Genomic DNA, 25,188 nt, shown 5'->3' with positions numbered 1-25,188 from the left:
GGTGGCGCCATGGCGACTGAGCGTGCGATCGGCATCGACATCGGCGGCACGGGCATCAAGGGAGCGGTCGTCGACCTCGGCACCGGCGAGCTCGTCACCGAGCGGGTGAAGATCAAGACGCCGCAGGGCGGCCGGCCCGTCGACATCCTCGAGGCGACCGGGCAGCTGCTCGCGATCATCGCCGGACAGGGGCACACGTCGTTGCCGCTCGGGGTGTGCTTCCCCGCCATCGTCAGGCACGGCCGGACCCTGTCGGCCGCGAACATCTCCGACGAGTGGATCGGGCTCGAAGCCGAGCGGCTGTTCGAGCGCGAGCTCGGCAGCGCCATCCACTTCATCAACGACGCGGATGCCGCCGGCTACGCCGAGTCGCAGTTCGGCGCCGCGCGCGGCGAGCGGGGGCTGGTGATCCTGACGACGCTGGGGACGGGCATCGGCTCGGCGTTCCTGTACGACGGCGTGCTCGTGCCGAACAGCGAGCTCGGGCACCTCGAGCTGGACGGGCACGATGCGGAGGATCGCGCCGCGTACTCGGCGATGGAGCGCGAGGATCTCTCGTGGGAGGAATGGGCCGCCAGGCTGCAGCGGTACTACTCGCACGTGGAGTTCCTGTTCTCCCCCGACCTGTTCGTGGTCGGCGGCGGCGTCTCGAAGCACCACCAGGAGTTCCTGCCGCTGCTATCGCTCGACACGCCGATCGTGCCCGCGGCCTTCCGCAACAACGCGGGCCTCTTGGGCGCGGCTGCGCTCGCTGCGCGCTTCTGACGGCGTCGCGGGCGGCGTGATGCGAGCGGGCCGGCTGATACGCCGGGTTCTGTTCACCGGGCGCTTGCGCGACACCGGCTGGACGACCATCTCTCTCGGAGCTGCGTCACCGCAACCCTCCAGCGGCCCACCCGGGAACGGGACGGGCAGCCCCATCGTTCCCTGTCTGGCCTTGCTCCGGACGAGGTTTACCGAGCCGACCGCGTCACCGCGGCCGCTGGTGGGCTCTTACCCCACCGTTTCACCCTTACCGCGGGCCGGGGCCCGTGGCGGTCTGCTTTCTGTGGCACTGTCTCGCGGGTCACCCCGGGTGGGCGTTACCCACCGTCCTGCCCTGCGGAGCCCGGACGTTCCTCGGCGCCCGATCGCTCGGACGACGCGGCCGTCTTGCCGACCCGCTCGCCCTCCAAGGGTAGCCGACGGCGCCGATCGTGCGCCGGGAGCGCCTCGCAGGCGCGCCCGTCAGAGCCCGGACTCGTCGGTGCGGACCAGGATCCGGTCGCACTCGGGGCACTGCACGACCTCGTCGGGCGCCGCACGACGGACCGCCTCGAGGTCGGAGCCCGTCAACGTGATGGTGCACCCGCCGCACGTGCGCTGGCGCAGGTGCGCCGCACCGACGCCGCCGCCGCGCGTGCGGCGCTGCTCGTAGAACGCCAGCAGGTCCTCCGGGATGGTGCCCGCGATCGTCGCACGGTCGCGCTCCGCGCCGTCGCGCTCGGTGCCGAGCCCGCCCGCGGCCTCGTCGCGGGCGGCCTCCAGCCGGCCGGCGTCGGCGGCGATCGCGGCGCGCTCGTCGTCGATCGCGGCGACGCGCGCCTCGGCGTCCTCGACCTTCTGCATCACGACGAGTTCGAGGTCCTCGAGGTCGGCGAGGCGCTTCCGAAGCGACACGAGTTCCGACTCGAGCGCGGTGACGTCCTTCATCGACGAGGTGTGCGTGAGGCGATCGCCGTCGCGCGCGATGCGCTTCTCGACGACCTCGACGTCGGACTCGATGCGACCCAGCTCGGCGCGCGCGTCCTCGAGGGCGCCGACCGCCTCGGCTCGGCGGCCCCGCACCCCCGAGTCGCGCTCGGCGAGCGCCTGGAGCTCGGCCGTCTGGGGCAGCGAGCGGAGCTTGTGCGCGAGCTGCTGCAGGCGCGTGTCGATCGACTGGAGGCGCAGCAGCTGCTGCTGGTCGGCGGGGCTTGCCTTCACGTGGTGCTCCTCGTGGGGGTGGTGGGGGCGGGACCGGTCACTGGACGACCTGGAAGTCCCACGGGTCGGTGTTGAGGTCGCTCACGACGACCTCGAGTTCGGGGTGGGCGGCGCGGAGTTCGCGGGCGGCCGCGTCGAGCCAGAGCCACTCGCTCGCCCAGTGCGACACGTCGATGAGCGCCGGGCCGCCGCCGAGCATCGCCTGCTCGCGGGCCTCGGACGCTGGGTGGTGCCGCAGGTCGGCCGTGACGTACACGTCGGCGGCGCGCACGGCGGGGTCGGCGAGGAGCGAATCGCCCGCTCCCCCGCACACGGCGACCGTCTCGACCGGGTCGTCGTAGCCTCCGGCGACGCGCACGCCGGTCGCGGTGGCGGGCAGCAGCTCGGCGAGCCGGCGCGCGAGCCGGCCGAGCGTGGTCGGCTCGGCGAGGCGCCCGACGCGCCCGAGCCCACGCGCGGCATCCGTCGCCCCCGGCACGATCGGCCGGGCATCGACGAGCCCGAGGCGGTCGGCGAGCACCGCCGACGTGCCGGTCTCGACGACGTCGGCGTTCGTGTGCGCCCCGACGAGCGCGCAGTCGGCGCGGATGAGCTTCGCGAGCAGCGCGCCCTTGTACCGGTCCTCGGCGACGGAGGTCACTCCGCGCAGCAGCAGCGGGTGATGCGCCACGATCAGGTCGACGCCCTGGGCGACGGCTTCGTCGACGGTGGCCGATACGGCGTCGACCGCGAGGAGGACGCTCGAGACCGCACGCGCCGGGTCGCCGGTGACGAGCCCCGGCGCGTCCCACGGTTCGGCACCGGAGACCGGCCACAGGCGCTCCACGGTCGAGAGGACGTCGGCGAGGCGGACAGGCACCCGCCCAGCCTACGCCGATCCGCGCGGCCAGCCGGGCCCGCGGTTGCCGCCTCGACTGAGCCTCGTTAGCATCCGCGGCATGGTCGACCTGACGACGTCCGAACTCCTGAACCGCTACTCGGACGTCGTGGTCCGCGGCGGTCTCAACCTCCAGCCGGGCCAGACACTCGTGGTCCGAGCGCTCGTGGAGCACGCCCCTATCGTCCGAGCGATCGTCGATGCCGCCTACGATGCGGGCGCCGGGTTCGTCGACGTCGAGTACCAGGACGACCATGTGCGCCGATCGGGGATCGTGCACGGAGCGGGTCCGATGATCGCGGCGGGGACCGCTCGCGATCGCGCCGCCACCGAGCGCCTCGAGCAGCCCGGCCTGGCGTACCTCCGGATCACCGGGAACCCCGAACCGCACCTGATGGACGACGTCGACGCGGCCGCGGTGGTCGCCGCGAGCCCGGTCGAGCTCGCGGCGCGCGAGCGCGCCGCGCTCATGGCGGGCGGCCTCCAGTGGTGCATCGTCGCCGCGCCGAACGCGGGCTGGGCGCGCGCGGTGTACGGCGAGCCGGACGTCGACCGGCTCTGGCGGGCCGTCGGCACCGCGGTGGGCCTCGACTCCGACGACCCGGTCCGCGACTGGCTGGCGCACACCGCGCGGCTGCGGCGGCGCGCAGCCGCGGTCGATGCGCTCGACCTCACCGCCCTGCGCTACTCGGGCCCGGGCACCGACCTCGAGATCGGACTCGTCCCCGAGTGGCGCTGGTTGGCGGCGACCATGCACACCTCGGACGGCGTGGAGTTCAGCCCGAACATCCCGACCGAGGAGGTGTTCACCTCGCCCGATCCGAGTCGCGCCGACGGCACGATCGCGACGACCCGTCCGTTCCTCCTGCTGCCGAGCGGGGTGCTCGTCGAAGGCCTGACACTGAGCTTCGAGGGCGGCCGCATCGTCGATGCGAATGCGGAGCGCGGGCTCGACGCGGTGATCACGCAACTCGACTCGGACCCGAACGCGCGCCGGCTCGGCGAGGTCGCGCTCGTCGACGGCGGTTCCCGCGTGCGTCGCGCCGGGGTGCTGTTCCACGACATGCTCTACGACGAGAACGCGGGCTCGCATATCGCCTGGGGCCAGGGTTTCCCGATGGTCGTGCCCGACGGCGACGCATCGACCGGGGTGAACCACGTCGCCGCCGTGCACACGGACGTCGTGGTGGGCGGACCGGGCGTCTCGATCGCCGGGGTGACGGGTGACGGTCAGGAGGTCCCGATCATCACCGACGACGAGTGGGTGCTGCCCGCCTGAGTGGCGCACGGCGAGACGGGTGGGCCCTGCCGGGCTCGAACCGACGACATCCACGGTGTAAGCGTGGCGCTCTACCAACTGAGCTAAAGGCCCCTGCGCCTGCGGCGCTCCCCCATCGTACGACGCGCGCCCGCGGCATCCGTCACGGGCGGCCGAGCCCGTCGAGCGCCTCGCGGTATGCGGACAGCGGTCGCGCCTCGCCCGGTCCGGTGACGAACGACGAGCGGATGACGCCCGCCGCGTCGATCACGAACGTCGCCCGCCGCGCGAACCCCGCAGCCTCGTCGAACGCCCCGTAGCTTGCGGCGACGCCGCCGTGCGGCCAGAAGTCGGAGAGCAGCGTGAGCCCGACGCCTTCGGCCTCGGCCCACGCCCGCAGGGCGTACTTCGCGTCGACGGATGCCATGAGCACCTCGGCACCGGCGCCGGCGAAGAGCGCGGCGTTGGCGTCGAGCTCTCGCATCTCGCCCGTGCAGGTCCGCGAGAACGCGAACGGGACGAACACGAGCACGACCGGACGGACGCCGCGACGTGCCGCGAGCCGCTGCGGCGCGCCGAACTGGTCGGGCAGTTCGAAGTCGGGCGCGGTCGCCCCCACGTCGAGGATCACAGCGCCTCCCTGACGACCGGTGGGACGCGCGCCAGCCTAGCTGCCGAAACGCGGGCATAGAATCACTAGGATGGCGTGGTGCCCCCGACCGTGACCCGGTCTTCGTCGTGCGCACGCACGAATCAGAGGCACGATCTGCTGAAGAGAGAGGTCGAGTGTGACTGTCAACGACCAGGACCCGTACTCGGTCGAGGCGATGGACTCCGATCCGGAGGAGACCAACGAGTGGGCCGAGTCCCTCGACGCCCTCGTCGCCGAGAAGGGCCACCAGCGCGGGCGTGAGATCATGCTCAGCCTGCTCAAGCGCTCCAAGGAGCTGCACCTGGGCGTGCCGATGGTGCCCACGACGGACTACATCAACACGATCGCCCCCGAGAACGAGCCCGAGTTCCCCGGCGACGAGGAGATCGAGCGCCGCTACCGCGCCTGGATCCGCTGGAACGCCGCCATGCTCGTGCACCGCTCGCAGCGGCCCGGCATCGCGGTCGGCGGGCACATCTCGACGTACGCCTCGTCGGCGGCGCTCTACGAGGTGGGCTTCAACCACTTCTTCCGCGGCCAGGACCACCCGGGCGGCGGCGACCAGATCTTCATCCAGGGCCACGCCTCCCCCGGTACCTACGCACGTGCGTTCCTCGAGGGCCGTCTCACGGGCGACCAGCTCGACGGCTTCCGTCAAGAGAAGTCGCACGCCCCGAACGGCCTGTCGTCGTACCCGCACCCTCGCCTCATGCCCGAGTTCTGGCAGTTCCCGACCGTGTCGATGGGCCTCGGGCCGATCAACGCCATCTGGCAGGCACAGGCCAACAAGTACCTCACGAACCGCGGAATCAAGGACGCGTCGGACCAGCACGTCTGGGCATTCCTCGGCGACGGCGAGATGGACGAGGTCGAGAGCCGCGGGCAGCTCCAGGTCGCCGCGAACGAGGGCCTCGACAACCTGACGTTCATCATCAACGCGAACCTGCAGCGCCTCGACGGTCCGGTCCGCGGCAACGGCAAGATCATCCAGGAGCTCGAGAGCTTCTTCCGCGGAGCCGGCTGGAACGTCATCAAGGTCGTCTGGGGCCGCGAGTGGGACGACCTGCTCGCGCGCGACCACGACGGCGCCCTCCGCAACCTGATGAACGTCACGCCCGACGGCGACTACCAGACCTACAAGGCCGAGTCCGGCGCCTACGTGCGCGAGAACTTCTTCGGCCGCGACCCGCGCGCCCTCGAGCTCGTGAAGGACCTCTCCGACGACCAGGTCTGGGGCCTCAAGCGCGGCGGCCACGACTACCGCAAGGTCTATGCGGCATTCAAGGCCGCGGTCGAGCACAAGGGCCAGCCGACCGTCATCATCGCCAAGACCATCAAGGGCTACGGCCTCGGTCCCGCGTTCGAGGGCCGCAACGCCACGCACCAGATGAAGAAGATGACGCTCGACAACCTGAAGACCTTCAGGGACACGATGCGCATCCCGATCTCCGACGCGCAGCTCGAGGAGAACCCCTACCTCCCGCCGTATTACCACCCCGGCGAGGACGACGAGGCGATCCGCTACATGCACGAGCGCCGAAGCGAACTGGGCGGCTACCTGCCCGAGCGCCGCACGAAGCACACCGCGATCTCGCTGCCCGACGACTCGGCCTACGCGATCGCCAAGAAGGGCTCGGGGACGCAGGAGGTCGCCACCACCATGGCGTTCGTCCGCATCCTCAAGGACCTCATGCGCTCGAAGGACTTCGGCAACCGCATCGTGCCGATCATCCCCGACGAGGCCCGCACCTTCGGCATGGACGCGTTCTTCCCGAACGCGAAGATCTACAACCCCATGGGGCAGCACTACACGTCCGTCGACCGCGAGCTGCTGCTGGCCTACAAGGAGAGCCCGCAGGGTCAGATCATCCACGTCGGCATCAACGAGGCGGGCGCGCTCGCCTCGTTCACCGCCGTCGGCACCTCGTACTCGACCCAGGGCGAGCCGCTCATCCCGATCTACGTCTTCTACTCGATGTTCGGGTTCCAGCGCACCGGCGACGCCATCTGGGCCGCCGGCGACCAGATGACGCGCGGCTTCATGATCGGTGCGACCGCCGGTCGCACCACGCTCACCGGCGAGGGCCTGCAGCATGCCGACGGCCACTCGCCGCTCCTCGCTGCGACGAACCCCGCGGTCGTCTCGTACGACCCGGCCTATGGGTACGAGATCGGGCACATCATGCGCTCGGGCCTCGACCGGATGTACGGCGGGAACCACCCCGATCCGAACGTCATGTACTACCTGACCGTCTACAACGAGCCGCTCGTGCAGCCCGCCGAGCCGGAGGGCGTCGACGTCGAGGGCATCGTCCGCGGCATCCACCGCGTCTCGGAGTCGCACCACGAGGGTCCGAAGGCGCAGCTGCTCGCCTCGGGCGTGGCGGTGCCGTGGATCCTCGAGGCGCAGCAGCTGCTCGCGCAGGACTGGGGCGTCTCGGCCGACGTGTGGTCGGTGACGAGCTGGGCCGAGCTGAACCGCGACGGCCTCGCGGTCGACGAGCACAACTTCCTGCACCCCGACGCCGAGCGCCGTGTCCCCTACCTCACGGACAAGCTCGCGGGAGCCCGGGGCCCCTTCGTCGCCGTGTCCGACTTCATGCGCGCGGTGCAGGAGCAGATCCGACCCTACGTGCCTGGGCAGTACGCGACGCTCGGCGCCGACGGGTTCGGGTTCTCCGACACCCGTCCGGCCGCGCGCCGCTACTTCAAGATCGACGGACCCTCGGTGGTCGTGCGGACGCTCCAGCTGCTCGCGGACCGCGGCGAGGTCGACCGTTCGCTTCCCGCGCAGGCGATCGAGAAGTACCGGCTCCACGACGTGAACGCGGGCACGACCGGCACTGCCGGCGGCGAGAGCTAGCAGGCCCCCGGCAGTGGCGACGAAGCCCCGGACCAAGGCGGAGACGCTCGCGTGGTTGCGTACCATCGCGGGCGAGCTGTCCACGCAGACGCTCAAGCGGCTGGAGGACACGCTGTCCTGGTACGGGGACATGCCGCCGAGCCGCCGCTCGGCGGTGGGCCTCGTCGCCCAGGCCGGCATCTCGTCGTTCATCTCGTGGTTCGACGACCCGAAGTCGACGCCGTGGATCGCGGCGGACGTCTTCGGCGCCGCTCCGCGTGAACTGCTGCGCTCGGTGAGCCTGCAGCAGACGCTGCAGCTCATCCGGGTCACGGTCGAGGTCGTCGAGGAGCGCGTGAAGGACGGCGGCGAGCCGCTCCGCGAGGCGATCCTGCTCTACTCGCGTGAGATCGCCTTCGCGGCGGCCGACGTCTATGCCCGCGCCGCCGAGGCGCGCGGCCTCTGGGACGCCCGGCTCGAGGCGCTCGTCGTCGACTCGATCCTGTCCGGCGAGTACGACGACGAGCTGCCGAGCCGCATCGCGGCACTGGGCTGGCACGGCCACGGCGAGGTCGCGGTGCTCGTCGGCACGGCGCCGAAGCTCTTCGACGTCGACCAGGTCCGCCGTGCGGCACGTCACATGCAGGCCGATGTGCTCGTGGGCGTGCAGGGCAACCGGCTCGTGGTCGTGATCGGCCGGGCCGAGCCCCGGGGCAGCGAGTCCGAGGACGCGGTCGGCACGGCGCCGGCCCTGACGTTCATGGAGATCGCCACGCAACTCGAGCCGCACTTCGGCGCAGGCCACCTCGTGCTCGGCCACGAGGTGCCCAACCTCGTCGACGCCGGGAAGAGCGCGAAGGCGGCGCTCGCGGGCTTCGCGGTCGCCCGGTCGTGGCGGCACGCGCCCCGGCCCGTGCACGCCGACGACCTCCTGCCCGAGCGCGCTCTCGCCGGCGACCCGCTCGCGCGTGCGACGCTCGTCCACCGCATCTACCGTCCGCTGCAGGCGCATTCGACCGAGCTGTTGACCACGCTCTGGAGCTACCTCGACAACGGCCGCTCCCTCGAGGCGACCGCCCGGGAGCTCTTCGTGCATCCGAACACGGTGCGATACCGGCTGAAGCGCGTCTCCGACGTCATCGGGTGGGATGCCACGGGAGCGCGCGAGGCGCTGATCCTGCAGTCGGCGCTCATCATCGGCTCGATGAGCGACCATGAGGCCGTGCCGCGGCGCCGGTCGGCGAACTGACGCCGACTATGTGCCGTCGTCACAACGTCTCCCCGCATACCTTGTCACGAGTGCACACTCATGCCGGGGTAGTGATTGGCAGACTGAGACGGTGATCGTCGTCGTCTGCCCTGGTCAGGGCTCCCAGACCCCCGGTTTCCTCGCACCCTGGCTCACCGAGCCGTCGTTCGCCGAGCGCCTCTCCGCGCTCTCGGAGGCCGCAGGCGTCGACCTGACCCTGCACGGCACCGAGAGCGACGCCGACACCATCAGGGACACCGCGATCGCACAGCCGCTCATCGTCGCCGCGGGGATCCTCGCGTTCGACGCGCTCGCCGCGCAGGGTCGCATCGCCCGCATCGGCGGCGTCGCCGGACACTCGGTCGGCGAGATCACCGCCGCGGCCGCGACCGGCGTTCTCGACGCGGCCGATGCGATGCGCTTCGTCGCCGAGCGCGGTCGGGCGATGGCGGAGGCCGCTGCCCTCGAGCCGACCGGCATGAGCGCCGTGATCGGCGCCGACGAAGCCGAGCTGCTGGCACGACTCGACGCGCTCGACCTCGAGCCGGCGAACTTCAACGGCGGCGGGCAGGTCGTCGTCGCCGGGGCCCTCGAGGCGCTCGAGGAGCTCAAGGCCGAGCCGCCCGCCGGTGCCCGCGTGATCCCGCTGCAGGTCGCCGGCGCCTTCCACACCCGGTACATGCAGCCCGCACGCGAGCGGCTCACGGAGGTCGCGCTGTCGCTGTCGGCCTCCGACCCCGTCCTCCCGCTCTGGACGAACCGCGACGGATCCCCCGTGGCATCCGGTTCGTCGTTCGTCGAGCTGCTCGTCGGCCAGGTCGCCTCCCCCGTCCGCTGGGACCGCTGCATGGACTCGTTCGCCGACGCGGGCGTGACCGGCATCATCGAGCTCGCGCCGGCCGGCGCGCTCGTCGGCCTCGCCAAGCGCGCACTCAAGGGCGTCCCGACGGTCGCCGTCAAGACGCCGGACGACCTTCCGGCAGCGATCGCGCTGCTCGAGCAGGCCGCATAGCCCACCGACCGACACGAGAGAACGCATGACGCACCCCACGCTCACCCAGTCGCACGGCCCCGCGCACACGCGCCTCTACTCCGTCGGCGCCGCCCGCGGCGAGAACGCGGTCCCGAACGACGACCTCGTCGGACCGATCGACTCCTCCGACGAGTGGATCCGGCAGCGCACGGGAATCATCACGCGCGTCCGGGCTGGCGCCGACGTACTCGCGGTCGACCTCGCCACGGATGCCGCGCGCGAGGCGATCGAGCGCTCGGGCGTCCCTGCCGAGCAGATCGACCTCGTGATCGCCGCGACGATCTCCAATGTGCGGCAGACCCCCTCGATGGCCGCGGTCGTGGCCGATCGGGTCGGCTCGAACCCGGCCGCCGCGTACGACATGAACGCGGCGTGCGCCGGCTACGCGTACGCGGTCGCACAGGCCGACGCCCTGATCCGCACGGGTGCCGCCCACTACGCGCTCGTCATCGGTGCCGAGAAGCTGTCCGACGTGGTCGACCCGACCGATCGCACGATCTCGTTCCTGCTCGGCGACGGTGCGGGCGCGGTCGTGATCGGGCCGAGCGACGACCCGGGCATCGGCGCGACCGTGTGGGGTTCCGACGGCTCGAAGGCCGACGCGGTCACCATGAACCACACGCTGCTCGACTTCCGCGAGGGCCGCTCGGAGTGGCCGACGCTCCGCCAGGAGGGCCAGACGGTCTTCCGTTGGGCCGTCTGGGACATGGCGAAGGTGGCCAAGCAGGCGCTGGATGCGGCTGGCGTGACCGCCGACGACCTCGCCGCGTTCATCCCCCACCAGGCCAACATGCGCATCATCGACGAGTTCGCCAAGCAGCTGAAGCTGCCGGAATCCGTCGCGATCGCCCGTGACATCGCCACCACGGGCAACACGTCGGCGGCCTCGATCCCGCTGGCGATGCACCGGCTGCTCGAGGAGCAGCCTGAACTCTCGGGCGGCCTCGCCCTCCAGATCGGCTTCGGCGCCGGACTCGTGTTCGGCGCCCAAGTGGTGGCTCTCCCCTAGCCGCCGTCCCTCGTCCATCTAGACTGTGTCTCGGTCAACGAGACACCCCCCAAGGAGAAGAACCATGGCATTGTCCAACGAAGAAGTGCTTGCCGGCCTGGCCGAGCTCATCAACGACGAGACCGGCATCGCGACCGACACGGTTGAGCTGGACAAGTCGTTCACCGATGACCTCGACATCGATTCCATCTCGATGATGACGATCGTCGTCAACGCCGAGGAGAAGTTCGACGTGAAGATCCCCGACGAGGAGGTCAAGAACCTCAAGACCGTCGGCGACGCCGTCGACTTCATCGTCAAGGCCCAGGCCTAGTGGCGACGGGGCGGGCCGGTCTCCGGCCCGCCCCGCCGACCCTCTTCCCCACGGAGTTGTTCTCGTATGACCAAGAAGATCGTGATCACGGGTATCGGTGCGACCACGCCGATCGGCGGCACCGCCCGTGACAGCTGGAACGCCCTGCTCGCCGGTGAGTCCGGCGCGCGCACCCTCGAGGCCGAATGGGTGGAGAAGTACGACCTGCCGGTGACCTTCGCCGCGACGGCCAAGGTGCCCGCCGCGGAGTCCCTGGAGCGCCACGAGCTCAAGCGGCTCGACCCGTCGAGCCAGTTCGCGTTGATCGCCGGCCGCGAGGCCTGGGCCGATGCCGGCGCGCCCGAGGTGGCGCCCGAGCGACTCGCGGTCGCCTGGGCGACCGGAATCGGCGGCGTCTGGACCCTGCTCGACGCGTGGGACACCCTGCGCGAACGCGGAACGCGCCGCGTGCTGCCCATGACCGTGCCGATGCTCATGCCGAACGGCCCGGGTGCGGCGGTCGGCATGGACCTCCACGCTCGTGCCGGGATCCGCACCGTCGTCTCGGCGTGCGCGTCGAGCACCGAGTCGCTCGTGAGCGCGTGGGAGCAGCTGCAGGACGGCATCGCGGACGTCGTCGTCGCCGGCGGCTCGGAATCGGCCATCCACCCGATCACCATCGCGTCGTTCAACTCGATGCAGGCGCTGTCGCGTCGCAACGACGATCCCGCAGTCGCCTCGCGCCCCTACGATCTCGGCCGTGACGGTTTCGTCATGGGCGAGGGCGGCGCCGCGCTCGTGCTCGAGACCGAAGAGCACGCGAAGGCGCGCGGCGCGAAGATCTACGCCGAGCTGCTCGGCGGCGCGATCACGAGCGACGCGTACCACATCACCGCCCCCGACCCCGAGGGGTCGGCGGCCGCCCGCGCGATGAAGTCCGCGATCGAGGGCGCGGGCGCCAGCCTCGCCGACGTACGGCACGTCAACGCGCACGCGACCAGCACCCCGGTGGGCGACATCGCGGAGTACAACGCCCTGCGACGCATCTTCGACGACCGGCTCGACGCCATCCCGGTCACCGCGACGAAGGCCTCGACGGGCCACCTGCTCGGCGGTGCCGGCGCGATCGAGGCGATCTTCACGGTGCTCGCGCTCCACGAGCGCACTGCACCACCGACGATCAACCTCGACGACCAGGATCCGGAGATCCCGCTCGACGTGGTGACCTCACCGCGCGCCCTCGGCGACGGTGACCTGATCGCGATCAGCAACTCGTTCGGGTTCGGCGGGCACAACGCGGTCGCCGCGTTCCGCTCCGCCTGAACGGTGTGACGGATGCCGCGGCATCCGTCATATGCGATGGCCCCGGCACCACGTGGTGCCGGGGCCTTCTGCGTCACCGCCGCCGGTTTCGGTCGTGCGCTGCCGGGACCAGGTCGACCGACCACGCGTCGCGCCACCGCGGCGGCGTGCCTCACCCCACGCGATGCAACCAGACCACCGGGGCGAAGTCGCTGGCGTGACGGAACGGCTCGAGCTCGTCGTCCCACGCCTGGCCCAGTGCGAGCCGGAGTTCGCGGTGCAGCTCGCCCGCGTCGAACGCCGCGATCTCCATGGCGTATCGGATGCGGTCCTCAGGGATGACGACGTTGCCGGCGGAATCCGTCTGGGCGAAGAAGACGCCGAGCTCCGGAGTGTGCATCCACCGCGAGCCGTCGTTGCCGGGCCCGGGGTCCTCGCTCACCTCGAAGCGCAGCTGCTCCCAACCGCGCAGGGCGGACGCGATGCGCGCGCCCGCCCCCGGATCGCCGGTCCAGGAGTATTCGGTGCGCATCATGCCGGGCAGCACCGGCTGCTCGGCCCAGTCGAAGTTGACGGCGCTGCCGAGCGCACGACCGACGGCCCACTCGACGTGGGGACTCACCGCCCGCGGCGACGAGTGCACGAACAGCATGCCTCGCGCGGCGCGCTCGGCCCGCGTGAACTGCTCCGCCATCTCCTGCTCCGTTTCTCGTGAGGTGCGTCTTCCCCTACGACCTCGGAAACGAACGGCTCGGCGTGAGCGGGTGTGTTCGGTTGTCGACGATGCGACTCGCCAGTTCGAGTATGACGCGCGTTGCCCGCCATGACAAGCCTCTGCCCTAAACTGCATACCGGGTGAGTCGAATCATCCCCGGGCGAAGGAGACCATGTGGCCGTACGCGATGCGCTGCTCGTGCTGCTGCTCAACGGGCCGGCCTACGGATTCCAGCTGCACGGGGGCCTCGCCGAGCGGACCGGCGGACGGCGCGACGTGAACGTGGGCCAGACGTACTCGACCCTCGACCGTCTCACCGGCCGAGGGCTCGTGGAGCCCGCGGGCGCCACCGACGACAACCTCCCCCTCCACCGGCTCACCGAGGCCGGCCGCGCCGCCGCCGCCGCCTGGCTCGCCGGGCGCGACGCGTCGGGCGCGGATCCCTGGCACGAGACGGTCGATCGCGTCCTCATCGCGCTCTCCATGCCGGGCGTCGACGCCGACGGCGTGATCGACGGCGAGCGAGCCAGGTGGGTGAGGCGGCGAGATGCGGCATCCGGCGCGGCCGCTCGCGGAGCGACGCACGCGACCGACCGGGACCACGCCCGCGATGGGCTCGCGCGGCTGTCGGCCGCCGCCGATCTCGAAGCAGCCGAGTCGGCGCTGCGCTGGCTCGACGAGGTGGCCCGAACGGATGCCGCATCGCTCGCGTTCTCGCCCAGTGCGGAGCGCCCGCGCCGCGGACGACGGCCGGCGCGGGGCGCGGGCGCTCCGCTCGCGTCGGCCGCTCAGACGACCGACGCGTAGCTCCGCGTCACGACGAGGTCGAGCGGGAACTCGACGGGCGCCTCCCCGAAGAGCATGGTGCCCGCCTCGGCGGCGGACTCACGGACCGCGCTCGCGACGGCGTCGACCAGGGCATCGGGCGCGTGCACGATCAGCTCGTCGTGGAGGAAGTACACCACGTGCGGCATCCGCTCGAAGGCGGGCCCCGACGCGGTCGCCGGCGTCACGCTCGGCGGGACCGGGATCGCGGCGAGGCGTGCGCGAAGCCCCGCCATCCAGCACAGCGCCCACTCGGCCGCGGTGCCCTGCACCACGAAGTTCCGGGTGAACCGGCCCCAGTCGCGGGCCGCCGCCCGCGCACGGCGTTCGTCGACGGCGGTGGCGTCGACGGCGTTCGCGCGGGCCTGGAGGTCGTGCCAAGATGCCGACGGCAGGGGCGACGATCGGCCGAGGAGCGTCGACACGCGACGGCCGGCCTCGCCGGCACGCGCAGCGTCGTCGACGAGGGCCATGGCACGGGGGTAGGCCCGCGCGAGACGCGGCACGAGGCGGCCGCTGTCGCCGGTGGTGGCACCGTACATGGCGCCGAGCAGGGCAACCTTGGCCTCGTCGCGCGTGGCGACCACGCCGTCGTCGACGATCGCGCCGTACATGTCGCGCCCGCGACCCGCCGCGGCCATCGCCGGATCGCGCGCGAGGGCCGCGAGCACGCGCGGCTCGAGCTGGGAGGCGTCAGCGACCACGAGCGACCAGCCGTCATCGGCGGACACCGCACCGCGCACCGCCTTCGGCAGCTGCAGGGCTCCCCCGCCCGCGGTAGCCCACCGGCCGGTCGCGGTACCGCCGGCCACATAATCGGCCCGGAGGCGCCCGCCCACGACCCATTCGTCGAGCCAGGCCCAGCCGTTGGCGGACAGCAGCCGCGCGAGCTTCTTGTAGGCGAGCAGCGGAGCGATCGCCGGATGGTCGTGTTCGCGCAGTTGCCACCGCGCGGTCGAGTCGACCCCGATGCCGGCAGCGCGGAGCGCGCGCAGCAGGTCGGCATGCGAGTCGAGGTTGAGCGTCGGCGCTTCGAGCGCGTCGCGCACCAGCGCCGAGAGCTCCTCCATACGATGCGGCTTCCGGCCGGCGGCGGGCCTGGGGCCGAGCGCCTCCTCCAGCACGCGTTCGTGCTCGGCGCGGTCCCATGGCAGCCCCGCCACCCGCAGCTCGGCGGCGATCAGCGCACCGGCCGACTCGGCGGCGAGCAGCAGGCGGAGCGCGCCGGACCGCTCCGCGGCATCCGCCAGTGCGAGCTGCCGGTCGTGCTCGGCCGCAAGGTCGTCGATCGATGGATGCCGCGCGCCTTCCCGAGAGCCGGCGTCGACGGGCTCGTCGAGTTCGAAGAGTGCGGCGTGCGGGGCGTGGGCGGCGACGGATGCCGCGGCCGGGGCACTCGCGTCGGCAGCGGCTTCTGCGGGGCCGGGCGGCAACCACGCCGGGCGCCCGGGCATGCCCTCGCGTGCCTCGGCGACGACGGTCGACGAGGCGAGGATCGCCCCGCACAGCCTCAGGTCATGGCACCGCGCGACGCGCACGCCGGCCGCCAGCAGTTGCGGCGCCCATTCCCGGGTATCGCGCCAGATCCACCGCGGCGCGTGCTCGGCCTCGAGCCGCGCGACCAGCGCGGGCAGGTCATGCCGCTCGAGGTCGTGAACGGAGCCGCCATCGGGGTCGCCGACCGTCACGCGCCCAGCGCCCGTCGCCGCGATCGCGATCCGCACGCTTCCATCATCCTCCGCGCCGCCGACACCGGTCCGGCCGCCGATGTCGGCGGCACCCGCCACGATGTCGGCATGACGGTCGGGAGCGCGCATTGGTCGCGGTGAGCTTCGGGTGCGGGCACGGCGCGGAGGCCGGGTCCCCCGGAGCGGTCGCGCTGCGAAGGAACTGCCCCATGTGCATGCTGCTGCACGAGACCCAGCGAACGCGAGGCGAGCTCCTCGGTCGGGTCGCGCCGCCGCAGCGCTCCGCACTCGCCGCCGAGACCCGTGTGGGCGCCGAGTACGACTGGCGGTGCCGGCGGGGGCACGACCGGTTCCGAGCCCCCGTGATCGACGTGCTGACCGGTCCCGGCTGCCCGAAGTGCAGGGCGAACGCGGCGGCGCCGGGTGCCGCACGTGAGGCCGGCATGCCGTTCATGAAGCACGGGCTCCGGGTGGGCACCTCGATGACCGAGCAGCGCCTGCGCGTGCTGCTCGGCGAACGCGTGCGGTTGCACCACCGCGCCAACGCGGTGCGTACCGCTCGTATGTTCTACGGACGACAGGAGGTCTGGCCCGACATCCTCGTCGCCGAGCTGCGGATCGCGATCGAGTACGACGACCCCGGGCGATCGGGGCGCGCGCACCGCGGCCTGAAGGAGGGCTCCGACCAGGAGAAGGACGAGGCGCTCTGCGAGGTCGGATGGGAGGTCATCCGGATCCGGGCGGGCGGGCTGGCGGCCCTCGGCCCGTACAGCATCGTGTGCCGGTCGGTGACGACCGAGGTGGCCGACGAGGTGGTGCGACTCATGCGCGTCATCCGCGGCGATGCGGCGGTCGACGCGATACGCGCGCCCGCTCTGGCGCCCGCGCCGGGGTCGCCGCTAGGGTGATCCCGACCCCCGCCAGCCCTACCCGCCCCCGCACCCGTCGCAGCCCGCTCGTCTCAGGCATGCCCGGCCTCGGGGCGCCCGCAAGAGAGGCCGCCCGTGCTCCTTCCGTTTCTCATCGTGGGAGGCCTCGGCCTCACCTTGCTCGTGGTGTCGCTCGTGATCGGCGACGTGCTGGACCACTTCGAGATCGGCGACGGCATGATCTCCGGCACCGCTCTGGCGGTGGCGTTCACGGTCTTCGGCGCGGCCGGGGCGATCACGGCGAGCAGCGGGCTCGACGTCGTCTGGGCCTACGTGCTCGGCGCGATCCTCGCGGCGCTGGCGTACGTCGCGGCCGCCCTCGTCGTGCGGTCCCTCGCGAAGAGCTCCGACGGCGTGCCCGCGTCCGCGGTCGGCCTCACCGGGGTCGCCACCGCCGCGATCGGCGAGTCGGGCGGCGAGGTCAGCCTCGACGGTCCGGGCGAGCTGGAACGACGCCTCGCGTTCGCCGATGCGCCGATCCCCGAGGGGTCGCGCGTGCGCGTCGTCGCCCACGCCGGAAGCCGCGTCAAGGTGATCGCCGACCGCGGCTGAACGCCGCCGGTAGCACCCTCCCCCTGAGACACGAACGCCACATCATCCCCGAACCGGAAGGACCCCGTGATCCCCCTCTCCCCCGAGCTCGTGCAGATCGGCGCGATCATCGCGATCGTCGTCGCCGTTGCCGGACTGCTCACCTTCATCGCTCGCCGCATCCGTCGCGTGCCACCGAACGAGGCGCTCATCATCGTCGGCCGGGGCGCCGGCCGCACCGCTGACAGCGGATCCGGACAGCGCGTCGTCATCGGCGGTCGCACCTTCGTCTGGCCGATCCTCCAGCAGGGGTTCGCGATCTCGCTCGAGCAGCGCCAGATCGGCATCACCGTCGAAGGCGTCGACAAGCACCGCATCAAGATCGCGATCAAGGCGTCGATCAACTTCAAGGTCAGCGGCACTGAGGACGGCGTGCGGCGTGCCGCGCAACGATTCCTGTCGCAGCAGGACCTCCTGACCGAGATCATCAAGGAGTCGCTCGAGGGGTCGCTGCGCTCCATCGTCGGCGACATGACGATCGAGCAGATCATCTCCGACCGCAAGTCGCTCTCCGACCGCGTCGTCGCCGAGACGAAGACCGACCTCTCCGAGCAGGGCCTCCAGGTCGACCTGCTCAACATCAGCGACATCTCGACGCCGGGCAGTGATTACCTCGCCAACCTCGGTCGCGCCGAGGCCGCCCGGGCTCGACAGGTCGCCGAGGTCAGCGAAGCCGAGGCGGCGCGTGTCAGCGAGTTCGCGCGCATCGAGGCCGCCGAGCAGGTCGCCGAGCGCCAGAAGGCGCTGAGCCTCAAGCAGGCCTCGATCAAGGCCGAGACCGACCGCGCCAACGCGGAGGCAGAGGCATCCGGGCTTCTCGCGCGCGCAGAGCAGGACAAGCTGGTCGCCGTGCAGGAGCGCGACGCGCTCTCGGAGCAGGCCCTCGTCACCCAGGAGCGCCTCGACATCGAGATTCGCAAGCCCGCCGAGGCCGAGGCCTACGCCGAGGTGCAGCGCGCCACGGCGCAGCGCGACGCCGCGAACGCCGCCACCGAGGCCGATGCGTACAAGCGCACCAAGATCGCCGAGGCGAACAAGGTCGCGGCCGTGCAGGACGCGGAGGCCGCCGCGACGAGCGTGCGCTTCGCGGGCGAGGCCGAGCGCGACCGTCAGGTCGCCCTCGCCGCCGGTGTACGCGCCGAGGGCGAGGCGCGCGCCGCCGCGATCCAGGCCGAGGGTGTCGCGGAGGCGGCGGCGACCGACGCGAAGGCCGAGGCGCTCAAGAAGTACGGTGAGGCCGCCCTCGCGCAGGAGATCATCTCGCGCCTGCCGGAGATCGTTCGAGCCGCCGCCGAGCCCATCTCGAACATCGACACGCTCACGGTCGTCTCCACCGACGGCGCGAGCGCGATGACCAAGACGGTCGGCCAGGTCCTCGGCGAGGGCACCGAGGTGGTCAAGTCGCTGACCGGGCTCGACGTGGGTGCGATCCTCGCCGGGCTCGCCGGCGGCTCGATCGCCTCTGGAACGGGCGCGGTCACCGCCAGGCAGGACTGACTCGGCAGCGCGGGCCGGGACGACGGAACGACGACGTCCCGGCCCGTGGCTTCAACGTGGGTCATCGCGAGACGGGATTGCGGTCACACGGGGTTCATGCGGCGACGTGGGCCGACCTGGACGACGTGCCCCGTTTTGGGGCTGTCGGCGGCATTCCGGCTCCACCATCTTCTGTACTGGCAGCATCTGGCCCGAGTACTGCCCGACTCGGAGGTCAGACCATGCTCGCTCACGCGACGACGATGAACCAGACCGCGCACTCTGCGGCACGCCGTACGGAGCATCGGAAGCGGACGCCCTCCGGTTTCGCATGGGCGAGCGTCCTGGGGCTCCTGCTCGGAGTCCTGGCACCCGCGTCGCCCGCGACGGCGGTCGGCGCCGCGGCTGCGGCCAGTTTCGACGCATCCGTCTATCTCGCGGCACCGAATGCGCCATTCGGCGAGCCCGTCGGGCTGACCGTGGTCGACGAACTCGGCGAACCGGTGGCAGGTGCCACGGTGACGCTCGAGGTGATGGAGGACCCCGTCTCCAATGCCACGGTCGTGATCAGCGCCCAGTCGGGGCAGACCGGCGACGACGGCCGATTGACGGTCACCGCCACCGCTGGTCCTGATGGCGGATTCGTCGGCCTCCGGGCGACCGTGGACGCAGTCGAGACCACGACGACGCTCGTCGTGAGGCCGAGCGGTTTCCTGCCCGGCGAGCAGCTTGCGAGCGTCGAAGCCGAGGACCAGGACGGCGTCCGGCGCAATATCCGCGACACGATCACGACCGCCCGCGGTGGAACGTACACGCTCATCGATGTCTGCGCCGGTTGGTGCGCGCCGTGTCGGTTCTTCGCCGAGGAGGTCGAGACAGCGCAGCAGAAGCTCCGAGATGAGCACGGCGTCGAGTTGGCGTTCACGAGCCTGCTGACCGAAGGCATCACCGAAGGCGTGCCCGCCGGTCGTCAGGATGCGGTCAACTGGAAGGCGTCCGTCGCTCCGACGAGCACCGTGCTCCACGCCGAGGCCTCCACCGCGTCCGCACTCTGGCGCGCGGCGTGGATGTTCCTCCTCGATGACGAGAACCCGTCGGCGTTCCCGACGCACCTGCTGGTCGACCCGAAGGGACGCATCGTCGACCGCGTGGTCGGTGCCACCGAGGCCCAGGTCGTCATCGATCGAGTACTGGGCGCCGGGGCAAAGAGCAAGCCCCAGCCGATCAGGCCAGACACGACGAAGACGGTCGCCGAGGTGAGCGCCTCGATCGACGACCAATCGGCCACCGCAGCGTTCGGTCCAGAGGACATGATGCAGCTGACCCCGATCGGCACGCTCTACCTCGTCGCCGATGACAGTGATCCGTCGCGGATCGCGTACGACTTCGCCATCACCTCGGAGGCACTTTCCACCGCGGACACCGTCTCGCTCTCGCTCACGCGCTTCCGAACGGACGCGAAGCAGCCGCTCGTGTCCTCCACCCTCCCGGTGGCCGTCGTGGCGAACGTCGATGACTACTGGGTCGCCGTCGGCACGACCACTGAGGCCACGACGCCGCGACGCGGCACCGTGTCAGTGACCGCGGAGATGATCGAGCTCCGGTCGGCGTTGCGTGCGGGACTGGAGTCGGGGGCGTTCCAAGATCTGATCGGCAATGTCGGTACGCTCACGCCTGAGTTGATCGATGCCTTCGTCGATTCCATCACGTTGGTTCAGGTTCGCGCGGAGTTCACGATCGGGTGAGAGTGGGGAGGGGCCCGGAGCCCGGCGATCTCAGTCGAACACCGGCGAGAGGAAGCGTCGCTCGTAGCGTCGGATGCACTTCGTCTCGGTCGCGAAGCGGTAGGCATCGAGGCACTCCGGGTCGTCGGCTGCCTCGACCCGGTACCGCTCGTACTCGGCGAGTGACGGGAAGCTGAAGAGCGCGAACGCCTCGTCGCTGTCACCCTCGCTGGGGAGGAAGTACCCGTGGTGACGGCCGCCGAACCGACCGATGAGTCGGATCCAGCGTCGGCCGTACTCCCGGAACTCCGCAACCTTCTCGGGGTCGATTTCGTAGCGCAGGTGCACGGTGATCATTCGGACCTCTTGCATCGGGGTGTTGGGCACCCTTCGACCCTACGAGCCGCCCACCGCGTCGGCCGTCGGACTTCGTAGAGAATCGGTCGACGAGCAGGCGGCCTCTGCCGATGTCGGTCGAGTGACGAAACCCGCTCTGTGGCCTCCGGCACCGTCCGGGCAGCTGGACGGTGCCGGCGTTCGGGTTCCTCGTCCGAGGCGAAGTGGCGAAGTAGGGCGGACGGGACTTGAACCCGTGACCGATGGATCTCCTTGGTCTGGAGTTGCCCGTTCGGCCTGAGCCGGGATAACTCGAAGAATCTAGACCTGATCAGTGGTTTCTTGCCGCGATCGCAACTGTCGAGTCTCGACGCTACCCGTTGATCTCGACCGTCCTCGAGCCGTCTCGGGTCAAAAGTGCTGGATAAACGTGCGCGGCTCAAGTCGTCGGCCCGGGCACCGCCGTGGAAGCATCCTGCCGGAGGTCGCCGACCATGCGGACTATTGGGACTTCGGACCCTGGTCGAAGCTCAAGCGGCTGCGAGCGCTTCAAGCCTCGGTCGGAGGCGGCCGCGGGCGGGCCGGTGGGATGCGCGATCACCCGGCGACCGATTCGTACTTCGCCAGCGAGTTCCGCAGGGCTCGGCGGGAGGTGATCTCAAGCTTGAGGAAGACCTTCTTGAGGTGCCATTCGACGGTGCGCGGACTCAGGTAGAGCGTGGCACCGATCTCCGCGTTGGTTCGACCGTCCGCAGCGAGTCGTGCCACGTGCGCCTCTTGCGGTGTCAACGCCTCCCGTTGCGCCTGATTGCGCTTGCGCACCGTCGCCCCGGTCGCGAGCAATTCATGTCGGGCTCGTTCCGCGAATCCTTCGGCGCCCATCTCAGTGAACATCGAATGCGCGATCTTCAGTTGCTCGCGAGCATCGACTCGACGTTGCCCCCGCCGGAGCCACTCGCCGTAGACGAGGTGGGCTCGCGCCAGATCTGGTCGGAGACGTGTCGCGCTGAGGTGCCGGATGGCGTTCAAGTAGTGGGTTTCGGCGTCTGCTCCCTCGATGAGGAGTGCAGTCGAACGTTCGGAGACGCCTTTCGCCCAGTCGGTCGCGCCCACTCTGGCGCTCTCACGGACCCGTTCGAGCGAATCTGCAGCTCGGTGCAGTTGGCCGAGGCGCGTAGCAGCCTCGATCAACTCGACCGAAGCAAAGATCGAGACGAACCAGTCCGGCCACTGATCCCAGGCTCGTTGGGCAGCAAGCAGCGCCTCGTCATACCGACCCAAGCCATTCAGGAGCATGGCGGCCGTCCACTGCGCCCACTGGAGTCCGAAACCCGATCCGCTCGCTTCGGCGTCCTGCATTGCCCGCTCGATGAGTTCGGCGTCGCCGCCCTCCCGGGCGCGAAGTGCGGCCAGGAGCATCCCACCGAATGGGGGGACCCGACTGCCGATCGCCTGATTTACAGCCTCGGCTTCCGAGCACAGTAGCTGGGCCGATTGGAACTCGCCGGTCATCGCCATCGTGATGGCGGTGCTGTTCAAGCTGAACGCCAGTGGCGTGAGCGCGCCGGCGTCCCGGGCGCGCTGCATCTGCCGCATCGTGATGCCGTCTCGGCTTTCGAAATCCCAGAGTTCGAGCGCGGCGCACGACGCGATCACACTCCAGCGCATTCCCTTGTCGACCGGAAGGTCCTCGCCGACGAAGCCCCGGATCGCACGGCGGAGCTCAGGGGCGGCCGCCTCTCGGCCGTCGGTCATCAGGACGGACATCCCGTCGAGGAGGAGGTCGGTTCCATGCGGTTGGTCGGCGGAGATCCGCCTGGTGCGCACGATGCGTGACACCTCGCGCATATCCGCGCCGGCGCGATTTCCGGCGAACAGGGCGGCGCCCCAGGCATCCAGGTACGACTCACGGGCCAGCACGGGGTCGAGTGGCTCCAGCCGCGTCGCCGCTGCGAGCAATAGGGAGGACGCTTCGTCGAGCGCTCCGGAGGCGGACACGATCTGGGCTCGCAGCAGGTCGGCTCGAGCGCGCTGAAGCTCGTCGATCGCCGATGTGTAGGCCATCGGAAGAACCTTCAACGCGGATTCGAACTCACCGGCATGCACGCTCGCCTGCACTGCGGCGAGCGCGCGTTCAGCCCGTTTGGTCGGGTCATTGGTCAGCACCACCGAGCGCGTGAGGAACGCCGCCGCCGCGGAGAGGCCGCCGCGAGCGCGAGCCCGGCCTGCTGATCGTTCGAGTTCCAGGGCGATTGACTCGTCCGGTCCGATGGTTGCCGCCGCGAGGTGCCAGGCGCGGCGGTCGGCATCCGCCTCGGCGTCGCTGGACTCGGCGAGGGCGAGATGCACGAGGCGCCGGTCATGGGGCGATGCCGCCCGGTAGACCGCGGAGCGCACGAGCGGATGCCGGAATCGCACGCCATTGTCGATGGCGAGCAGGCCTTCGCGCTCTGTCGCCTCTGCCGCCTCAGCACCGATGCCCAATTGGCCCGCGGCGTGCCAGAGCAACATCGGGTCGTCCGTCGGCTCGGCCGCCGCAAGCAGGAGCAGTAGGCGAGCTTCTGGAGGGAGAGCCGCCAGGCTCGTCAGAAACGCCTCCTCGATCCGCTCGGGCAGATCTCTGCCGTCACGAAGCACGAAGGCACCCGGCAGCTGTGTGGAGCTCAACCGTCGGGGCAGTTCGAGGAGTGCGAGCGGATTGCCGCGCGTCTCGGCCAAGAGGCGTTCTCTCACCTGCGAATCGAGTTGTCCAGGAATGACCGTCTGCAGGAGTGCACGCGCATGGGGTTCGGCCAGACCACCCAGCCAGAGATCGGGAAGGCCGTCGAGCTCTCGATTCACCGCCGGCTCGCGGACGGCGAAAAGCATGGCCACGGAATCAGCGAGCAGCCGTCTTGCGACAAACGCAAGGGCTTGCCCAGAGGCGTTGTCGAGCCATTGCGCGTCGTCGATGAGGCAGAGCATCGGCTGTTGCGCTGCGGCCTCCGAGAGCAAGCCGAGAGCGGCGAGGGAGACGAGGAACGGGTCGGGTGAGTCCCCCTCGATGAGGCCGAGGGCGATCCTCATGGCGGTCTGTTGCGGTCGTGGGAGCGTGTCCACCCGATCTAGCAGCGGCCGGCAGAGCTGATGGAGCGAGGCGAACGGCAGCTGCATCTCGGACTGGACTCCAGCCGTCCGTCGAACTTGGAGCTCGGTTGCTCGGTCGGCGCAGTAGCGCAATAGGGCTGTCTTGCCGACTCCGGCTTCGCCGCGGACGACGAGAACCGTGCCGTGCCCGCTGCTGGCATCCGCGAGGAATTCGTCGAGCCGCGTACGTTCCCGAGAACGATCAAGGAGCGCAGTTTCGTCGTTCATTCCCATACTCAGGCCCCCATACACCTGACTGTGCCCTCGATCCCGAGATCTACGATCGTCCACTGAAGTCGAGATGTGGTCGGGGTCCGGGCCACAACCTGCAGTGCGTTACTCACGTGACGGGAATGAACCGAACGGTCGTTCCTTGCGATCAGGCTGTCAGGAACAGAGCCAGGCAGGCGCGGAGGCGGGAAACATGAGGTCTCGGTTGGCTGGAGTTTAGTTCGGGGCACCACCTGCCGCAACGACCGGAGAGGCGTCCACACCCGTGGCGCAAATTTGCACCCGCGACTGAAGCCGAGCCGGTGCCGGGGAAAGTCCAGTGGTTCCTACTGGGGCGACCAGGCAGGACTTGGACAAGGCTGGAATGAGTGGACTCGGCACCCTGAACATGATCCCGATCGCCACGAGTTGCACGCCGGCGAGGAGGTCGAGAGGGATGGGTTTCATCGGCTTGGTCGACAGGCTCTTTCAACAGGCACGTCCAGCCGTCCAGCCTGTTCCCTGGGTCGTGCCCGAAGCAGACGAGAAGGCAGTGAGCCAGTACGCGCGGATGCTACGGGACGCACCGCGGGGCGTAATCAAGCACGCCCATCTCGAGGCCTTCGAGCGGCTCACCCCGGCTCAGTTGGACGTGCTGTTCGATCGACTCACCGCGATCGCTCCGACTGTCGGGACTCGACCTCTCGATGCGCTGCCGAGAAGCCTTGCCCGTTCGATCGCGCAGGCCGACAAGGGCCTTTCCGAGGGCGGTGAACAATGGATCGTCCATGCGCTGTCGGATGCGGCGTTGCTGGATGCTGTCGTCTGGTTCTCGGTCGTCTCCGCTGCATGGAGGTCGTGGAACGCGCAGAGCGGCGGCTTCGACGACGATCGGGAATGAGCGCCCGGAACGCGACCGCGCGCTCGACCCTCCGAGCCCTGTGCATCCAAGCACGCTCATCGTGCGCCCCCGACCAGGAACGCCCCGAGCGGACGAATCGCATATAGGGCGGCGTAGCGCGAAGAGGTGGCATGACATGAACCGCACTCCGCGGCACGGGCGGCGGAGTTCCATTCCCGGGCGTGACG

The 25,188-nt window shown here is 70.5% G+C and carries 21 protein-coding genes, 1 tRNA gene and 1 other RNA gene; 14 read left to right on the top strand and 9 right to left on the bottom strand.

All coding sequences use genetic code 11. The features are described from left to right. Positions 1–9 precede the first annotated feature (9 nt). Complete coding sequence (ppgK, locus tag ACULK4_RS09150; RefSeq protein ID WP_445966795.1) at positions 10–765, top strand: polyphosphate--glucose phosphotransferase; 756 nt, start codon at positions 10–12, stop codon at positions 763–765. Between the two features lie 22 nt (positions 766–787). On the opposite strand, the gene rnpB is transcribed toward ppgK, so the two are convergent. The 3 genes from rnpB to ACULK4_RS09135 all read right to left on the bottom strand — a co-directional run bounded on the left by rnpB (position 788) and on the right by ACULK4_RS09135 (position 2,824). Then, positions 788–1,163, bottom strand: an RNA gene (gene rnpB, locus ACULK4_RS09145) — RNase P RNA component class A. A 64-nt stretch (positions 1,164–1,227) separates the two neighbouring features. Next, positions 1,228–1,965, bottom strand: a complete 738-nt coding sequence (locus ACULK4_RS09140) for a zinc ribbon domain-containing protein (protein WP_445966794.1) — start codon at positions 1,963–1,965, stop codon at positions 1,228–1,230. A gap of 37 nt (positions 1,966–2,002) precedes the next feature. Continuing rightward, complete coding sequence (locus ACULK4_RS09135) at positions 2,003–2,824, bottom strand: Nif3-like dinuclear metal center hexameric protein (protein WP_445966793.1); 822 nt, start codon at positions 2,822–2,824, stop codon at positions 2,003–2,005. Between the two features lie 79 nt (positions 2,825–2,903). Between ACULK4_RS09135 and ACULK4_RS09130 the strand changes: the two genes are divergently transcribed. Continuing rightward, the gene (locus ACULK4_RS09130) at positions 2,904–4,121 is read left to right on the top strand and encodes an aminopeptidase (RefSeq protein ID WP_445966792.1); all 1,218 of its coding nucleotides are present in this window, start codon (positions 2,904–2,906) and stop codon (positions 4,119–4,121) included. Between the two features lie 20 nt (positions 4,122–4,141). Here the strand turns inward: ACULK4_RS09130 and ACULK4_RS09125 are convergent. Then, positions 4,142–4,214 (bottom strand) — tRNA-Val (locus tag ACULK4_RS09125). A 49-nt stretch (positions 4,215–4,263) separates the two neighbouring features. Further along, positions 4,264–4,731, bottom strand: a complete 468-nt coding sequence (locus ACULK4_RS09120; RefSeq protein WP_445966791.1) for a peroxiredoxin — start codon at positions 4,729–4,731, stop codon at positions 4,264–4,266. Positions 4,732–4,888: 157 nt separating this feature from the next. On the opposite strand from ACULK4_RS09120, the gene aceE reads away from it, so the two are divergent. The 6 genes from aceE (at position 4,889) to ACULK4_RS09090 (ending at position 12,500) form a co-directional block, all read left to right on the top strand. Further along, complete coding sequence (gene aceE, locus ACULK4_RS09115; protein ID WP_445966790.1) at positions 4,889–7,615, top strand: pyruvate dehydrogenase (acetyl-transferring), homodimeric type; 2,727 nt, start codon at positions 4,889–4,891, stop codon at positions 7,613–7,615. Between the two features lie 13 nt (positions 7,616–7,628). Further along, a complete protein-coding gene (locus ACULK4_RS09110) occupies positions 7,629–8,843 on the top strand; it encodes a PucR family transcriptional regulator (protein ID WP_445966789.1) in 1,215 nt (404 codons plus the stop codon). A gap of 91 nt (positions 8,844–8,934) precedes the next feature. Next, the gene (locus ACULK4_RS09105; protein WP_445966788.1) at positions 8,935–9,855 is read left to right on the top strand and encodes an ACP S-malonyltransferase; all 921 of its coding nucleotides are present in this window, start codon (positions 8,935–8,937) and stop codon (positions 9,853–9,855) included. Between the two features lie 25 nt (positions 9,856–9,880). Continuing rightward, positions 9,881–10,885 carry a beta-ketoacyl-ACP synthase III gene (locus tag ACULK4_RS09100; RefSeq protein WP_445966787.1) on the top strand — a complete coding sequence of 335 codons (1,005 nt, stop codon included), beginning with the start codon at positions 9,881–9,883 and terminating at the stop codon, positions 10,883–10,885. A 64-nt stretch (positions 10,886–10,949) separates the two neighbouring features. Then, positions 10,950–11,198 carry an acyl carrier protein gene (locus ACULK4_RS09095; protein WP_067950223.1) on the top strand — a complete coding sequence of 83 codons (249 nt, stop codon included), beginning with the start codon at positions 10,950–10,952 and terminating at the stop codon, positions 11,196–11,198. 66 nt (positions 11,199–11,264) lie between these two features. Continuing rightward, on the top strand, positions 11,265–12,500 hold the full coding sequence (locus ACULK4_RS09090) for a beta-ketoacyl-[acyl-carrier-protein] synthase family protein (RefSeq protein ID WP_445966786.1): 1,236 nt from the start codon (positions 11,265–11,267) through the stop codon (positions 12,498–12,500). Positions 12,501–12,651: 151 nt separating this feature from the next. Here ACULK4_RS09090 and ACULK4_RS09085 read toward each other — a convergent pair whose 3' ends face one another. Beyond that, positions 12,652–13,173 (bottom strand): DUF3145 domain-containing protein, encoded by a 522-nt coding sequence (locus ACULK4_RS09085; protein ID WP_445966785.1) that lies wholly within the window; start codon positions 13,171–13,173, stop codon positions 12,652–12,654. Positions 13,174–13,368: 195 nt separating this feature from the next. On the opposite strand from ACULK4_RS09085, the gene ACULK4_RS09080 reads away from it, so the two are divergent. Next, on the top strand, positions 13,369–14,001 hold the full coding sequence (locus ACULK4_RS09080) for a PadR family transcriptional regulator (RefSeq protein ID WP_445966784.1): 633 nt from the start codon (positions 13,369–13,371) through the stop codon (positions 13,999–14,001). Here ACULK4_RS09080 and ACULK4_RS09075 read toward each other — a convergent pair. Next, positions 13,983–15,743, bottom strand: coding sequence for a bifunctional 3'-5' exonuclease/DNA polymerase (locus tag ACULK4_RS09075; protein ID WP_445966783.1), 1,761 nt, complete (start codon positions 15,741–15,743; stop codon positions 13,983–13,985). The two genes, ACULK4_RS09080 and ACULK4_RS09075, sit on opposite strands and share 19 nt — an antisense overlap. A 173-nt stretch (positions 15,744–15,916) precedes the next feature. Between ACULK4_RS09075 and ACULK4_RS09070 the strand changes: the two genes are divergently transcribed. The 4 genes from ACULK4_RS09070 (at position 15,917) to ACULK4_RS09055 (ending at position 20,448) form a co-directional block, all read left to right on the top strand. Beyond that, a complete protein-coding gene (locus tag ACULK4_RS09070; protein ID WP_445966782.1) occupies positions 15,917–16,615 on the top strand; it encodes a putative endonuclease domain-containing protein in 699 nt (232 codons plus the stop codon). Between the two features lie 96 nt (positions 16,616–16,711). Next, positions 16,712–17,188, top strand: coding sequence for an NfeD family protein (locus ACULK4_RS09065; RefSeq protein ID WP_445966781.1), 477 nt, complete (start codon positions 16,712–16,714; stop codon positions 17,186–17,188). A gap of 66 nt (positions 17,189–17,254) precedes the next feature. After that, positions 17,255–18,724, top strand: a complete 1,470-nt coding sequence (locus ACULK4_RS09060) for a flotillin family protein (protein ID WP_445966780.1) — start codon at positions 17,255–17,257, stop codon at positions 18,722–18,724. A 242-nt stretch (positions 18,725–18,966) separates the two neighbouring features. Continuing rightward, on the top strand, positions 18,967–20,448 hold the full coding sequence (locus tag ACULK4_RS09055) for a TlpA family protein disulfide reductase (RefSeq protein WP_501043376.1): 1,482 nt from the start codon (positions 18,967–18,969) through the stop codon (positions 20,446–20,448). Positions 20,449–20,478: 30 nt separating this feature from the next. On the opposite strand, the gene ACULK4_RS09050 is transcribed toward ACULK4_RS09055, so the two are convergent. Together ACULK4_RS09050 and ACULK4_RS09045 are read right to left on the bottom strand one after the other, a co-directional pair. Continuing rightward, positions 20,479–20,814 (bottom strand): NIPSNAP family protein, encoded by a 336-nt coding sequence (locus ACULK4_RS09050; protein WP_445966778.1) that lies wholly within the window; start codon positions 20,812–20,814, stop codon positions 20,479–20,481. A 546-nt stretch (positions 20,815–21,360) separates the two neighbouring features. Beyond that, positions 21,361–24,117, bottom strand: a complete 2,757-nt coding sequence (locus ACULK4_RS09045; RefSeq protein WP_445966777.1) for an AAA family ATPase — start codon at positions 24,115–24,117, stop codon at positions 21,361–21,363. A gap of 439 nt (positions 24,118–24,556) precedes the next feature. Between ACULK4_RS09045 and ACULK4_RS09040 the strand changes: the two genes are divergently transcribed. After that, positions 24,557–25,000 carry a hypothetical protein gene (locus ACULK4_RS09040; protein ID WP_445966776.1) on the top strand — a complete coding sequence of 148 codons (444 nt, stop codon included), beginning with the start codon at positions 24,557–24,559 and terminating at the stop codon, positions 24,998–25,000. Positions 25,001–25,188 lie beyond the last annotated feature (188 nt).

The sequence above is a fragment of the Agromyces selenitireducens genome (assembly GCF_052748465.2).
The sequence above is the reverse complement of the archived record's forward strand: the minus strand, read 5'-3'. Positions and strand labels throughout refer to the sequence as shown.